Origin of the sequence: Undibacterium sp. GrIS 1.8 (assembly GCF_040544445.1) — a bacterium.
Classification (GTDB): Bacteria; Pseudomonadota; Gammaproteobacteria; order Burkholderiales; family Burkholderiaceae_D; genus Undibacterium.
On record NZ_JBEONQ010000012.1, the window covers coordinates 65,809 to 81,546 of the forward strand.

Annotated in this window: 11 protein-coding genes; 5 read left to right on the forward strand and 6 right to left on the reverse strand. The window is 46.3% G+C overall.

What is annotated here, in order from left to right; translation table 11 throughout:
* Nucleotides 1–310 precede the first annotated feature (310 nt).
* The 3 genes from AAKU64_RS07710 (at nucleotide 311) to AAKU64_RS07720 (ending at nucleotide 4,176) form a co-directional block, all read left to right on the forward strand.
* On the forward strand, nucleotides 311–2,848 hold the full coding sequence (locus AAKU64_RS07710) for an EAL domain-containing protein (RefSeq protein WP_354361961.1): 2,538 nt from the start codon (nucleotides 311–313) through the stop codon (nucleotides 2,846–2,848).
* 89 nt (nucleotides 2,849–2,937) lie between these two features.
* Nucleotides 2,938–3,444, forward strand: a complete 507-nt coding sequence (locus tag AAKU64_RS07715) for a GNAT family N-acetyltransferase (protein ID WP_354331646.1) — start codon at nucleotides 2,938–2,940, stop codon at nucleotides 3,442–3,444.
* 99 nt (nucleotides 3,445–3,543) lie between these two features.
* Nucleotides 3,544–4,176 (forward strand): response regulator, encoded by a 633-nt coding sequence (locus tag AAKU64_RS07720; protein WP_354361962.1) that lies wholly within the window; start codon nucleotides 3,544–3,546, stop codon nucleotides 4,174–4,176.
* Nucleotides 4,177–4,256: 80 nt separating this feature from the next.
* Here AAKU64_RS07720 and AAKU64_RS07725 read toward each other — a convergent pair whose 3' ends face one another.
* On the reverse strand, nucleotides 4,257–4,697 hold the full coding sequence (locus AAKU64_RS07725; RefSeq protein WP_354331644.1) for a response regulator: 441 nt from the start codon (nucleotides 4,695–4,697) through the stop codon (nucleotides 4,257–4,259).
* Nucleotides 4,698–4,918: 221 nt separating this feature from the next.
* On the opposite strand from AAKU64_RS07725, the gene AAKU64_RS07730 reads away from it, so the two are divergent.
* Nucleotides 4,919–6,307, forward strand: coding sequence for a CHASE3 domain-containing protein (locus AAKU64_RS07730; protein WP_354331642.1), 1,389 nt, complete (start codon nucleotides 4,919–4,921; stop codon nucleotides 6,305–6,307).
* Nucleotides 6,308–6,310: 3 nt separating this feature from the next.
* Here AAKU64_RS07730 and AAKU64_RS07735 read toward each other — a convergent pair whose 3' ends face one another.
* From AAKU64_RS07735 to argA, 5 genes are all read right to left on the reverse strand, one after another.
* Entirely contained in the window at nucleotides 6,311–7,132 is an 822-nt protein-coding gene (locus AAKU64_RS07735; RefSeq protein WP_354331640.1) for a Crp/Fnr family transcriptional regulator, read from the reverse strand.
* Nucleotides 7,133–7,574: 442 nt separating this feature from the next.
* Nucleotides 7,575–8,234, reverse strand: a complete 660-nt coding sequence (locus AAKU64_RS07740; protein WP_354331638.1) for a response regulator — start codon at nucleotides 8,232–8,234, stop codon at nucleotides 7,575–7,577.
* Complete coding sequence (locus tag AAKU64_RS07745; protein WP_354331636.1) at nucleotides 8,231–9,628, reverse strand: cache domain-containing protein; 1,398 nt, start codon at nucleotides 9,626–9,628, stop codon at nucleotides 8,231–8,233. Before AAKU64_RS07745 ends, AAKU64_RS07740 begins: the two co-directional genes overlap by 4 nt.
* A gap of 139 nt (nucleotides 9,629–9,767) precedes the next feature.
* The gene (locus tag AAKU64_RS07750; protein WP_322119672.1) at nucleotides 9,768–10,040 is read right to left on the reverse strand and encodes an oxidative damage protection protein; all 273 of its coding nucleotides are present in this window, start codon (nucleotides 10,038–10,040) and stop codon (nucleotides 9,768–9,770) included.
* Between the two features lie 176 nt (nucleotides 10,041–10,216).
* Nucleotides 10,217–11,527 (reverse strand): amino-acid N-acetyltransferase, encoded by a 1,311-nt coding sequence (argA, locus tag AAKU64_RS07755; protein WP_354331634.1) that lies wholly within the window; start codon nucleotides 11,525–11,527, stop codon nucleotides 10,217–10,219.
* A 24-nt stretch (nucleotides 11,528–11,551) separates the two neighbouring features.
* On the opposite strand from argA, the gene hrpA reads away from it, so the two are divergent.
* The gene (hrpA, locus tag AAKU64_RS07760) at nucleotides 11,552–15,670 is read left to right on the forward strand and encodes an ATP-dependent RNA helicase HrpA (protein ID WP_354331632.1); all 4,119 of its coding nucleotides are present in this window, start codon (nucleotides 11,552–11,554) and stop codon (nucleotides 15,668–15,670) included.
* The last annotated feature ends 68 nt before the right edge of the window (nucleotides 15,671–15,738 follow it).

A 15,738-nucleotide genomic window follows, 5' to 3' on the forward strand; every position in this document is an offset into this window, starting at 1 on the left:
ATTTGATAGACAGCCAGAAGTAGATAGATCCGTGTTGCACTTTACACTCAGATGACCGAATATAAACTTTCCCTGCGGGAAAACTTGAATCTTCGGGTTAGAATTCGACAGGTTTATTGGCTGATGAATTGGTTGATTGCTCGGCAGTTCCAACAGCTCCGGCAGTTCCCGCAGTTCCATTAACGGGTCTATTTTTATTTACGGACCTGTTTTTATTTAGATTCGTTGCGTCATTCGAAACCCTATTTATCCAATGGGGTGCGTTGCAGTTGTTATCCATATTCTGATATCTACTGATACTTATTGATTCGTGTACAAGCTAAAAAATTATTTCCATGCATGGTTGCAAAAAAGTGTGTACGTGCGGCTATATGTCCCACTGACTTTATTAATTATTCTCGTAAGCGGGTTTCGCTATTATTTGCTGATACAGGCTGAAACTACTGAGGTCAGGCAGCGCGCCTCTGCTGAAATGCGGCAAGCAAGTCATTTTTTACTACCTGTAATTAAAGAGCTTTCAGCGAGACATCAGCCTGCTGAGATAAAACAATTAATTGAACGCGAAATAAGTACCAGTGACCAGATTACCGAGATCACTTGGCAGGATGAGCACGGCCAGCTTGTTGCAGAAAATATTACCAACAGCATCAGTGCTGCACCGCCTTGGTTTTTTCATTTTATCCTACTAAAAAATGAGTCGCAGGTTCATCAGATTATGTTATCAGATGGTGCTATGGCGACGCTCCAGTTAACGACCTCGCCCGCTACGGTCATCGATGCTATCTGGGCTAAAGTATGTACGCAAGCCAAGCTGTCGGCTGCGATTATTTTTACTATTTTTTTCTTGCTTAGTTTGATTTTACGCGCCAATGCCAGAACCTTAGCAAAACTCGCCATTGCAACGATCAGATTTAAAAAAGGCGAGCATTCCGTCCGTATGGAAGTCGCTGGTAGTGTGGAATCGCGCGCATTGGCAAGCACCTTCAACAGCATGACGGAAGAAGTTCAGAAACTCTTTAAGTCTTTGCAACTCAGCAGACACGAGCTGGCAATCGAGAAGGAGATCGTAGAAACTACCTTGGCATCCATTGGTGACGCTGTGATCAGTACCGATATTGACGGGAATATTTTGACCCTGAATAAAGTCGCTCATCAGCTGACGGGTTGGAGCCAGCAAGAGGCGCATGCTACACCTTTAAAACACGTCTTCACTTTGCTGGATGCAATCGATCAACGCAGAATGACGATTTTTGTTCAGGGTATTCATGTTGTTGAAAACAAGCTTGAAAGCAGCGGAAACAATAGCCCAAATAATAGCGAAAAAAATAGAATTGAAAGTGATAACCAGGATGTACTGCAATCCTCGGGGAAGATGCTGATAAACAGAAATGGTCAGCAACATGAAATCGACTTTACTGCTTCTCCGATCAAACGGAAAGACAGTAGCGTAATTGGTTGCGTTCTGGTCTTCAGAGATGTCAGCGAAAAGCGTCTTTTAATGCAGAGAATTTCTTGGCAAGCCGGTCATGATCAGTTAACAGGCTTAGAGAATCGTCACCTGTTTACTGAGCGTTTTAAACTGGCTATTGAGCAGGCAAATGCCGATCAATATTGGCTCGCAGTATGCTTGCTTGATCTGGATCATTTTCAAACTATTAATGAGCAACACGGACAAGAAGTCGCTAATAAATTACTTCAAAATATTGCAGGAAGATTAGAGACGTGCATAGCAACAGCTAACTCCGGCAATTACATAGCGCGCTTGGGCGGTGACGAATTTGTTGCATTAATCCAAGTCCAGATCGGCGCCGCAGATCTGGAGGATAAATTGACCAGACTAATGACGGAATTATCCCGTCCGCATCAATTTGAGCAAAAAGAAATTGCCATCACAGCGAGTATTGGCGTGGCAATTTATCCGCGTGATGATCTTAATCCCGATATTTTATTGCGTAGCGCTGATCAGGCTATGTACCAAGCAAAATTGAATGGACGCAATCAATTTCATGTCTTTGATGCGCAATTAGATCAGCAGGTCAGGACACATCACAATCAGCGCACCAGAATCAGACGTGCATTAATTGACGGCGAGTTGAGGTTGTATTACCAGCCCAAAGTCAACATGCGAAAAGGCGAAATCATTGGTATGGAAGCGCTATTGCGCTGGCAACATCCTGATAAAGGTATCGTCGGGCCACTACATTTTTTGCCGATAGTTGAGCATACCGATTTGATCGTTGATATCGGCGAGTGGGTTATACATCAGGCATTGGAGCAATTAGTTCTCTGGTATGAGGCTTACTCGCATTGGGTGCTTAGCGTGAATATTGCGGCAAGACATTTTCAGCATCCCGATTTTTTGGCAAGATTGACGAGCATTCTGGCCGACTATCCCCAAGTCAATCCACAATCTTTAGAAATTGAAATTTTAGAATCTGCAGCGATTCAAGATATTCAGTATGTCCGTGAAGTCATCATCGCCTGCCAAGAATTGGGTGTACGTTTTGCCTTAGATGATTTTGGAACGGGTTATTCCTCTTTGTCGTATCTAAAACGATTACCCACTAATACCTTAAAAATCGATCAGAGTTTTGTCAGAAACATGCTAGAAGACCAAGAAGACCTTGCGTTAATCAGTGCGGTTATCGGCCTTGCCGATGCTTTTAAACGCGAGGTTATTGCTGAGGGTGTTGAGACAGCAGAGCAGGGCGTCTCCTTAATGCGACTTGGTTGTGATTATGCGCAAGGGTATGTAATTGCGCATCCTATGCCAGCGCGCACAGTAGACTCTTGGGTAAGAACATATAGACCAGCATCTGAGTGGAGTCTGCAAGCCAAACTTGCCTAGCTGGGTGTTGGCACAATGTTGGCTTAAGGACGGCCGCTATACAGTAGGATATCAGTTACTAATTTCTTGATTAAATTACCTTAATAATGATGATCTCTATACGTCGCTACCTTGCAACTGACTGGAACAGTATTTGGCCGATCTTGCAGACCACTTTTGCCCAAGGTGATACCTACGCTTATGATACTCAAAGCACCGAGGCAGAGATACATAGCGCGTGGATTAAGACTCCTGCCGCCACTTATGTCGCCTGCGCAGCAGATGGACAGATATTAGGTACTTATATCCTCAAACCTAACCAGCCAGGTTTAGGTAGCCATGTCTGCAATTGCGGTTATGTGGTCGCGCCAGATGTACAAGGCAAGGGTATCGCTTCTGCAATGTGTGAACATTCGCAGTCAGAGGCAATCGCGATGGGGTTTCTTGCTATGCAATTTAATTTGGTGGTGTCTACCAATGAGCGCGCCGTGCGCCTTTGGCAGCGGCTGGGCTTTAGCGTGATTGGTACTCTGCCTCTCGCTTTTAAACACCGGCAACTTGGTTATGTTGATGCTTTTGTGATGTTTAAGACCTTGGTAAGTCCACCATCTGATTAGATGTGGACAGGATTATGCGCTGATAGACCAACACACCTTAAGACAGCCAGTGCATAATTCTGAGTGCTTGCTATAGGTTAAATATTCTCAAGGACTACAATGATACGTGTTGCCATTTGTGATGATCATCAAATTGTTCGTGCTGGATTTAAGCAGATTTTTTCTGAGGTAGCCGATATTGAGGTCGTGGCTGAGGCAAGTACCGGCAGAGAAGCATTGGATATTGCGCGGAATAAGTTGTGCGACGTGATGCTGCTCGATATCAGCATGCCAGATCAGAGCGGCATTGATACTTTGCGCACCATCAAGCAAGGGCAGCCAGAATTACCGATTTTGATTTTAAGTGGTTATCCAGCTCAGCAATACGCGGTCAATTTATTCAAAATGGGTGCCAACGGTTATCTGAATAAAGAGTATGACACCGATGAGCTGATTAAAGCTGTTCGTACGGCCGCTACCGGACGGCGTTATGTGAGTGCAGAGGTGGGAGAAATATTGGCGCAGGGCTTTGATCAAGATGTCACTGCAGCTTTACACACAGAATTATCTGATCGGGAGTTTCAGGTATTTTTGCGCTTGGCGAAGGGAGAATCGGTGTCTGATATCGCGCTTGTTTTATCGCTTAGTGTAAAAACGATCAGCACCTACCGTGCTCGCGTGATGGAAAAAATGCACTTACATTCAAACAGTGATCTGACGTATTACGCTTTAAAAAATAATTTGCTGGATTGAACATTACTTAAAAAAATCGTCAACTATTTCAATAAATTTACTTGTATCGCAAGCTTGTTTCCCCATTAAATTTTAAGACTTTAATGTAGCAAGTCCCGAATACGGCTGACCAGCAAATCCATCTCACGCGACTTATCAAAAAAATCTTCAGCACCGTATTTAAGACTGTGGGTTCGCAACGCTGGCGTAGGATGATTGGTAAATACAAAGCGCTTTCCGTAATCACGGGCATCATTTTGTAAGGCGGCTAATACGGCTAAGCCATTACCTTCGCTCAAACTGATATCTACAATCGCTACGTCCCATTCACTAGCCCTCAATTGCTTTAAAGCGTCTTTTTCGTTCTCAGCAAAACCTACCACTTCGATCTGTTCCGTGTCATGCAGCATGTCAATCAAGACAGTACGGATTCGCTGAGAATCCTCTATCAAGAACACTTTAAGTTTTTTCGTTACATCCATAATTTCGACCTCACGTAACATCGCTGAAGATGTTGACGATTTTTCAGTTATTTGCTGCATTGCGGCTCCAATTCGCGATTTCCATTTATGATCTCGCTTTAGAGTCATTGTAAACATGGTGATAAGTGCTTGCAATCAGCGTAAACTGAAGATGATGTAGGAGTGTTCCTACGTGCAGATTTTTCGTACTATTTCGTACTTAGTTTTATTAATAATCGCCAGCTAAAATCTTAAAAAAACGCATAACAGTCGCCACATCCATAGCAAATTAGGATATTCGTGTGAATAAAACTTCCTCCACTTCACTACCGCTGTACATCACAGCTTTATTTCTCGTTTGTTTAATTACCTTGATTGGTAACGCGATATCTGATTATCAAAATCTGCAAAAGCTGAAAAATAATACCGATTGGATCGAGCACACATGGAATATTAAAGATCATTTAAAAAATGTGAATTTGCTCATCATGGATGCCGAGAGCAGCATGCGTGGTTATTACTTATCAGGCGATGAGGTATTTTTAGGGCCGAAGAAAAATGCCGCTATTCAGCTTAATCAGGAATTTATTTTACTGAATAGTTTAGTCAAAGATAATCCAGCTCAAATTAAAAATCTATCTCAGTTGCGCGAGATGTTTGATCGGAAAATGAAAAAATTTGATCAAGGTATTGCGCTATATAAAGATGGCGGTTTAGATGAGGTTGTTAAGGTAATTCGGCTAGGTGAGGGCAGAGAAATCATGGATGAGATCCGTCTTCTGGATGTCATCATGGAGAAAGAAGAGCTGGAGTTATTATCCAATCGTCGTACTCAATTTTTTAATGAACATAATCAGGCGCTATGGATAGGCAATATGATCAATATCATTGCCATTCTGGTGTTAATGCTTTTTTATCGTCTGATACAAAAGAGCTTTGCAAAACAAAGAGAGGTAGAGGCAGAATTAAAAACGACAAACGATAATCTTGAGTCTACGGTCATGGCACGTACTGAACAGCTGTCAGTTTTGTCGCATCATCTGCTGCGTGTATCTGAGGAAGAAAAAGCAAAATTAGCGCGAGAGTTGCATGATGAAATGGGGGCTAGCCTGACCGCTATTAGTATGGATGTATCAATGTTGACGGAGAAATTAAAGACCAAAGAGCCAGCTTTGTCTCTTCAGCTACAAAGAGCAAAAACCACCTTGTTAGAAGTGGTTGATCTTAAGCGTCGCATTATCGAAGATCTGCGCCCCAGTATGTTGGATAACCTTGGTCTGGCAGCATCCATACAAAATTATTGTGACGAGGCAGCGCGTATCGCTGGCTTGCAACTGGTGATGGATATTGATGAGGATATCGACAGAATAGATCCAGCCTGGTCTATTGCTTTATTTAGGATCGCGCAAGAATCGCTGACGAATGTGATCAAGTATGCCAAAGCAAAAAAAGTCACAGTCAGTTTAAAAAGAGAGCGGTCGGACCTGTATTTACAGATTTTAGATGACGGTATTGGTATATCTATTGACGCTATTAAAAAACCGCGCTCACATGGATTGCTGGGGATGCGTGAGCGTACTCTGCTATTGGGTGGAACGTTTACGATCAAACCAGGTAAGGACGATACGGGCACATTAGTTGAGGCGCGTATTCCCTACCCTGGACAAACTCCTGCTAGCGAAATGATCTGACTGCTATCGTTTGATTGCCGCATTTGCCAGCATTAAATCGAAGGCATGTCTGGCGACTTTGTAGCATTCGCCAGCATGTGCTTCCAGGCCTTCTCTATCCAATACCGTGATGCTGCCACGACGATATTTTAGCAAGCCGGCGTGTTGTAACTTGCCGGCGGCCTCGGTAATACTCTCACGGCGTACACCCAGCATATTTGAAATTAACTCATGCGTTACTTTCAGCTCATTAGTCGGCAAACGATCTAACCGGTCTAACAACCAACGGGATAATTGCTGGTCTACAGAATAGTGGCGGCCAGAGACAGAATTTTGTGCCATCTGTGCGAACAAGGCTTGGGTATAGCGCATCATCAAAGACTGTAATTTATCTCCTTGATTACAAGCTTCTTTTAAGACAGATGTTTTTAAACGATACGCGTAACCTGTACTTTGTACCATTGCTGTACCCATGGCGCTTTCGCCCATCAGTGCAGAAATACCGACCATACCCTCATGACCGATCACGGCAATCTCTGTTACACCACCGTCTGCCAGCACGTATAAGAGCGCAACGATGGCAGTAGTTGGGAAGTAGACATAAGAGAGCTTATCGCCGTAGTCATGCAATTTTTGATCAAACGACAGGTCGACAAACTCTAGATGCGGCAAGAGGAAGGCTAATTCTTCAGCAGGCAATGCCGCCAACAAATCATTTTGAATTGGACCGATAGGACGTGGATTCAATACTGCATTGATGGCGAAATCATGTTTCAGCAAAGAGCGTTGTAAGCGTGGTGCTACATCTGCTTTGATGGAGATTTCAGTGCGCAAGGATTGAGTCATTTTTAGCCTCTCATTTAAATCACGTAAGTCGTATCAAACTTGGTCAAAGTTGCTGCAAACATCAACACGTCTGGTGTCAGTGCATGAGTTGTACTTTATGTGTTTAAAGTAAGAGTTGCCATCGGAATAAGGGGCGTACTTTTGTACGCAAAGAGCCTGGGATGTTGTCAGCGTTGTCTTACAGCACAGGCAGGGAGAATAGCACCAGAGATTGTTTTTGCCGAGATAATATCTGGCGCTTTAACCTGTTAATTTAATATACTCCCATCTAAATTTTTTAAAAATTGTGCATTATCCAATGATTGTATGGACGTTAAAAATATACATGGTGGGAGTATATTATTATCTTGTTTAATTATCGAGTTGGTTTTATGCGCTTTCAGCACTGTATTTTGTTACCGTGTAATGTCAGATTCTTGATTGGCGCGTGTAGGACTCAGTTTTAATCCAGCGTCTGAGTTACCTGAGTTAGCGCAAAGCGGATCAAATCTGCTTGTCCTTCAATATGTAATTTGCGTTTGATATTGAGTCTGTGTGTTTCTACCGTTCTGACACTTAAGTTGAGTTCGCGGGCGATGTGTTTATTGGATTTGCCTGTAGCGATGCTTTTGAGTATGCCTTGCTCTCTTTGGGTCAGCATCTGCGCCGCCGAGGGCGCAGCGGATTGTTTTTGTAAGCCTGAGCTGAAATACCGCTTACCATCCATCACATCATGGATGGCCGCGATGATCTCTTCCGCCGGCGCATCTTTTAAAACATAAGCACGTGCGCCAGCTTGCATGGACTGGCTGACATATTCCGCTTTCTCATGCATGGATAACATGATCACTGCGATTTTTGGATAATCCCTGCTTAACTGTGCAGTCAAACTAATACCGTTAGCAGAATTTGCCCCCAAATTGATATCCATCAGTATCAGATCAATGGGCAAGTTGGCTGCCAGTTGCAGCGCCTGCTCAGCATGAGCCGCTTCACCAATAATATGGAAATGCGGAATCGTTTCCAGCCTGGCTTTAAGACCGTCTCTGACTAGCGGATGATCATCTACCAGCAGCAGATTGATGGATTTTGTGGTGGCCTGATCTGGCGTTGCTGTGTTCATGATGAGTTCCTTGCGATGCTGGTGATGCGGGCAATAACTTGGGTACCGCTGGCGCTGGAATGCAATTCTAACTGGCCGTTGACGGTTGCCAGTCGCTCTCGCATATTGCTCAATCCTATACCGCGTTTGGGGTGACTGGCGATACCTTGTACGTCAAATCCGGCACCATTGTCCTCGATCATTAAATCGACAGAATGTTTGTCGCCCCGCAAAGTAATCTGCACCTGTGTCACCTGGCCAGCATGTTTGTGGATATTGGTCAAAGCCTCTTGGGCGATGCGGAATAAGACCGTATTACTGATGTCGTCCAAACCATCGCAGTCGCCATCGCTTAAAAAGTTGACTGGCAGGCCAGTGTCTTGGGTAAATTCTTCGCTTAAATGCTCAAACGCTGCGGCGAGTCCCAGGTCATCCAGCATTGCAGGGCGCAGATCATGTGAGATTCTTCTGACCTCGCCTAGTGCATCGTTGAGTTGGGTTGTGGCGCGCATGAATGAGGATTTAGCAGATATATTTTTAGACCCGTTCTCAGAGGCGGTTTCTAACTGCTCTGCATCCAGCTTGGCTAAGCCTGATTCGATTTGCAATTTGACCGATACCAATAACTGACTCAATCCATCATGCAGATCACGCGATAAACGGGCGCGTTCGTCTTCTTGTGACCGGACTACACTTTGCGCCAGCACCTTGAGTTTTGCCTCTGCTACGCGAGATTCGCTAATGTTTAATGCCAGGCCAGAAGCGGCAATCAACAAGGCGCTGGTGATGGCAATGCCCGCAATCCAGAATAGAGTGCTTTGGCTATTTTTAGTATTTTGTACTTCGATTTTATTCAAAGCGTTATTCACATCATCGAGATAAATACCGCTACCCAGCATCCAGCCCCAGCGCTCCAACGGTATGACATAACCTAGTTTGGCGGCGACCTTGTGGGTGGAGGGTTTTTCCCACAAATAACGGACTACGCCGCCACCTTCCTGCGCTTTAGCGATCAACTTCCTGATGGTGAAATTACCCTCAGGATCTTTCATATTCCATAAGTCCTGGCCAACCAGATCGCTTTGACGTGGATGCATCAAATTTTTGCCATGCATGTCATACACATAAAAATAACCATCATCGCCGAAATCTAGCTTGGCTAAAATTGCCTTGGCTTCTTCTTGTGTGCGGAGATCTTGTTTTTCTGCATTGTATAAATTCGATATCGCAGCAGCACCCAAGGTGACATAGTGTTTTAACTCAATTTCTTTACTCGCCAGATAAGCTTGTTCCACAGTCGTGCGCTGTTGCTCCGCAAGCAAAGTGGTCTGATAAAAAACCGCCATCGCAATCGCTGCTAAGGAAAGCAGCAAAGGGGTGATTGCAAACAGGATAATTTTTTGTCTGAGCTTCATCGGGTTGGTTTTAATTAATTTGTAGAAAAATTTTTAGGATCAGCTTTAAATATCAATTTTAAGCATCAAGGTATATGAAAAAAGCCCCGCAAGGATGCGAGGCTTAATATGTTTTATCTGGACAGCTAAACTGCTGGGCTTATTCAGTCGGTGGTACATAGCCAGTTGCGGCATCTGCGCCATCGCCAAAGAAATGTTTTTCCATTTGTGTTGCCAGATATTTACGGGCGCGGGTATCTGCTAAATTCAGACGGTTTTCGTTGACCAACATCGTCTGATGTTTGAGCCAGGCAGCCCAGGCTTCTTTCGATACGCTTTCGTAAATTTTCTTACCGAGTTCACCCGGATACGGAGGAAAATCTAAACCTTCAGCTTCTTTGTCTAACTTAATGCAGTGGACCGTACGGGCCATGGTAAAACTCCTATCAATCTTTGAAAAGGGACTTACGAAAAATCGCCCCAGCTGCGTTGTAGCGTCCGTTCGTACTAAGTAAGGTACTAAAGTACTGTCTTCGCCGCTACGCCTTGCTGGGACAATTTTGCGTAAGTCCTAAGAAATAACAACCGAGGTTGCAGCGATGCTCAAGATTATAACTGCTTAATCAGCACCAGCGATTTGCGCTGCCAGTTATACATTTTTTGCCGATTCTTTGGCAGATCATCAACGGTCGCTTTGACAAAACCGCGTTTTAAAAACCAGTGCTCGGTTCGCGTCGTTAAAACGAACAGCGAATGGATACCCGCTCGCCTTGCCCGTTTTTCAATATGTTTGAGGATCCGTTCACCGTCACCCTGACTTTGCACATCGGGATTGACCGTCAGGCAGGCCATTTCTCCCATTTTCTCCATAGGGAAAGGGTAGAGCGCCGCGCAGCCAAAAATCACACCATCATGCTCAATCACGGAGAAGTAATTAATCTCACGCTCGATCAGCTCACGACCACGTTTGACCAGGGTGCCGTCGGCTTCCAGCGGCTCGATCAGTTTAATAATGCCACCGACATCTTCAATCGTGGCTTCACGCAAGCTCTCCAGATTTTCATAGCTGACCATCGTGCCGACGCCATCATGCGTGAATAACTCTAGCAAGGCAGAACCATCCAGTTTGTAGGGCACAATATGTACCCGAGGCACGCCACCGCGTGACGCCTTCACCGCATGTTCCAGATAAAACGAAGAATCTGCCGGCAGATAATTTGCTTTGATTTCTTGCTCTGCCTGTACCGATGATAGCTCGCGTAGCTCATCATTATCTTTGTCCAGCATCATCGGTGTTTCGCTGATGAAGATCAGCTTATCCGCTCGCAATGCAATGGCAGCAGCCACCGCGACATCTTCCATTGTCAGATTAAATGCCTCACCCGTCGGAGAAAATCCCAAGGGGCCCAGCAGTACCAGACTGCCAGCAGCCAGAATCGAGTGGATGGTGTCATACGCTACTTTGCGGGCAATCCCTGTTAGACCAAAGTCAACGCCATCGACAATTCCAATCGGTTTGGCCGTGACAAAATTACCAGAGATGATCCTGATCGCAGAATGTGCCATCGGCGTATTTGGCAAACCTTGGCTGAATGCAGCCTCAATATCCAGTCGCAACTCGCCAGCCGCTTCTTTAGAACACTCCAGCGCGGCGGTGTCGGTGATGCGTATGCCATTGTGAAATTTGCCTTCCACGCTGCGCAATGCCAGTTGCTCAGCCACCTGTGGTCGTGAACCATGCACGATGACAATTTTGATTCCTAGTGCATGTAACAGCGACAGATCTTGCGCCAGAACTGGCAAAGCGCCCGCCATGACTAGCTCACCCGGGAAGGCGACCACAAAGGTTTTGCCACGGAAGGCGTGAATATATGGCGCGACTGAGCGCAGCCATTGAACGAATTGAACAGGATTTTCCATGGGCAGATTATAATGCGCTCCGCTATGTCTGCTAATAATTCATCCAAAAATTCTCCCAAAAAAGCCACGACTGATTTACGTCAATTGCGTGATAGCCTGCGTCAGGCTCAACAAGTGAAGCTAGAAGTGAAGCCGGACGCGGTTAAAATCCCCGTTGTGCCGCCACCAAAGGCAGTCCAGCCTGCGCAAAATCACCCAACTACTTCAGATCATCGAGGGATTGCTCCGCCTGCTAAAACTAGACAGGGTGGGACAACGACCGTGCGGGAGCAAGTGCTACCGTTCCGTAACCCGCCCCCGATCATCACTTATCCCGAAGAGTTACCGGTGTCGGGTAAGCGTGCCGAAATCGCCGAGGCTTTGCAAAAGCATCAGGTCATTATTGTCTGTGGTGAAACCGGATCAGGTAAGACTACACAGTTGCCGAAGATTTGTCTGGAGCTGGGGCGTGGCTTAAAAGGCTTGATCGGCCACACTCAGCCACGTCGTATTGCGGCCTCATCGACCGCCAAACGGATTGCGCAAGAGTTAAATTCGCCACTGGGCGAGCATGTTGGCTTCAAGGTACGTTTTACGGACACATTGACCAAGGGGGCCTATGTCAAACTGATGACGGATGGTATTTTGCTGGCTGAGACGCAGACCGATCCGCTGCTCAGGCAATACGACACGATCATCATCGATGAAGCGCATGAGCGCAGCCTGAACATCGATTTTCTGCTTGGTTATCTCAAGCAGCTACTACCCAAGCGCCGTGATCTGAAAATCATTATCACGTCGGCGACGATTGATGCACAGCGCTTTGCCAATCACTTTGCTGACGATTCTGCCAATCCGGCCGGACCGGAGCCTAAACCAGCACCGGTGATTGAAGTGTCTGGCCGCCTGTATCCGGTTGAGGTGCGTTATCGTCCGGTGCAAGAAGATGAAAAGGATAAAGAACGCGACCTGATGACGGCGATTACGGATGCAGTCGATGAATTATGTCGGGTTGGTTCTGGCGATGTACTGGTGTTTCTGCCGGGTGAGCGCGAGATCCGCGACGCTGCAGAAGCCTTGCGCAAACATCATCCAGATCACGTAGAAATTTTGCCACTATTCGCTCGTCTGTCGGCGCAAGAGCAAGAGCGCGTATTTAAGGTTAGCAATGCGCGACGCATCGTGCTAGCGACGAACGTCGCAGAGACATCGCTGACAGTACCTGGCATTCGTTATGTAGTTGATACCGGTCTGGCACGCGTCAAACGCTATAGCTATCGTAATAAGGTCGAGCAATTACAGATCGAACCAGTCGCTCAGTCTGCGGCGAATCAGCGCGCTGGTCGTTGTGGCCGTGTCGCTGCGGGCGTTTGCATACGTTTGTATGAAGAGACCGATTATATTCAGCGACCAAAATTTACAGAGCCAGAAATTCTGCGCTCGTCCTTGGCTGCCGTTATCCTGCGGATGAAGTCTCTGCATTTGACCGATGTTGAAACCTTTCCGTTTATCGAGCCGCCACCCGGTCGTGCCATTGCGGATGGCTATCAGTTGCTGCAAGAATTAGGCGCGATGGATGAGGGCAATCAGCTCACGCCTACCGGTAAGCAACTGGCTAAATTGCCGCTTGATCCTCGCGTCGGACGCATGATTCTGGCAGCGCGTGATAATCATGCGTTGAGCGAAGTGCTGATTATTGCAGCCGCCTTATCGGTACAAGACCCGCGTGATCGTCCGATGGAGGCACAAGCTGCTGCGGATCTCGCTCACAAGAAATTCGCGGATGAAAAATCAGAATTTAATTCGTATCTCAAAATCTGGAAATGGTTTGAAGACGCGATAGAGCACAAAAAAACCAATCGTCAGTTACAAGATAATTGCCGCGCGAACTTTCTCTCGCAAATGCGGTTGCGGGAGTGGCGCGATGTCCATAGTCAATTACTGACGATTGTAAAAGAGCAGGCATGGCGCATGAATGAAGCGCCAGCGACGTATGAACAATTATACATGGCGCTGCTGACTGGTCTGCTTGGTAATATCGGCTACAAGTCGGATGAAGAGGCACATTATCTGGGTGCACGCGGCATCAAGTTTTATATCTGGCCGGGTTCTACTTTAGCGAAGAAGGCAGGGCGTTGGGTGATGGCGGCAGAGCTGGTCGACACCACGCGTTTGTATGGCCGCTGCATCGCCCAGTTGCAGCCGGAATGGCTGGAAAAAATTGGTGGCCATTTATTAAAAAAATCCTACGGTGAACCTCGTTGGGAAAAACGTACTGGACAAGTTTCTGCGTTCGAGCGGGCAACTTTGTACGGCTTAGTGGTGTATAGCCAGCGCCGTATTCAATATGGTTTGACACATCCCACCGAGGCACGTGAAATTTTTATCCGTGATGCGCTGGTCGGTGGCGAGCTGGATACCCGTTTACCTTTCTTTGCACACAACCAAAAGCTAGTGCGCGAGATTGAAAATCTCGAACATAAATCCCGCCGTCTGGATGTATTGGTGGATGACGAGTTGATCGCAGCGTTCTACGATAAATATATTCCTGCCGGTGTGTACAACGCGGTATTGCTGGAGCAATGGCATAAGGACGCAGTGAGGGAAAATCCCAAGCTGCTCTACCTGAATAAAGACGAACTGATGCGCCACGAGGCGGCCGGTATCACGACCGATTTATTTCCTAAAACGATGCAAGTGACTGGCGTTGCGCTGCAACTCAGTTATCACTTTGAACCACGTAGCCCGCGTGACGGCGTTACGTTAAGCGTGCCCTTGTTCTCACTGAATCAAGTATCTGCGGAGCGTAGCGAATGGCTGGTGCCCGGGATGCTCAAAGAAAAAGTGCATTTACTGATCAAGTCTTTGCCGCAAAAAATTCGCCGTCATTGTGTGCCGCTGCCAGATTATGCAGCGGGTTTTTGTGACCGCAATGAGTTTGGTACCGGTAATTTAATCGACGTAGTAATCGCCGATATCCGTGAGCAAACAGGTTTGCTGTGTAAAACGACGGATTTTAAGTCTGAGACTCTGCCGGTTCATTTAACCATGAACTTTAAGGTGGTTGATGAGCATGGTCGTCAGTTAGAAATGGGACGTAATCTATCGACCTTGCGCGCCGAGTTTGGCGGCCAAGCCAGGGAGAGTTTTCAGCGAATTGCTTCTGCTGAAAAATTAGCCTTGCTGGAGTCCAGTAGCAATACGTCTAATGTGAAGGCGGTCGCTGCTCCTAATACTCATGCTGCAGCGAGCCGTACTCAAGTATTGTCCGCGACGTCAACGGCAAAAGCTAGCACGGTACAGCAAGCAAAGTTACAAGAGAATCTGACCGCCTGGACTTTTGATGAGCTACCAGAATTGCTTGAAGTCCAGCAAGGTAAGCAAACCTTGATTGGTTATCCGGCGCTGGTTGATAAGCTCACGCATTGCCATATCGAGGTCTTTGATGATCCTGATGAAGCGGCACGCGTACATCGCATAGGCATGCGGCGTCTGTTCGCTTTGCAATTGAAAGAGCAAGTCAAATTTCTGGAAAAAAATATCCCGGGTTTGCAGCAAATGGGCATGCAGTTTATGGTCTTTGGTTCGCAAGAGGAGTTGCGTGATCAGATCATTCAGACCGCGATTGAGCGTGCTTGTTTACAGCATCCTTTACCGAGTAATTCTGGCGAGTTTAATAAGCGCAGAGAAGAGGGCAAAGGGCGTTTGAATTTACTCGCCAATGAAATCGCCAGACTTGCCGCACTGATTTTGGCGGAATATCACGGCTTACCAAAAAAATTGCAGGGCATTAAAGCGCATGCGCTTGCCGAGCGGGATTTGCAAACCCAGTTACAACAACTGATCGGTAAGCGCTTTATTGCTGAGAATGACTTCACGCAGTTATCGCATTTTCCACGCTATCTGAAAGCGATTACGGTGCGCTTAGAAAAGTTGCGGGCTGACCCGGCACGTGATGCCAAATTGCTGGCCGAATGGAATAGTGTCGCCCAACCGTGGCAAAGAATGCCGCGTAAATCCGGTGCAGATGCTGATCCAAAATTGACTGAGTTCCGTTGGTTGCTAGAGGAGTTGAGAGTCTCTCTATTCGCCCAAGAGTTGCGTACACCGATGCCTGTGTCAGTTAAGCGCTTGCAGAAAGTGTGGGAGAGTTTGCAGCGCTGATGTTTTGTAGACTGAAATAAAAAATGCCGATCTTTATCGGCATTTTTTATTTATCAACACTTTTGATT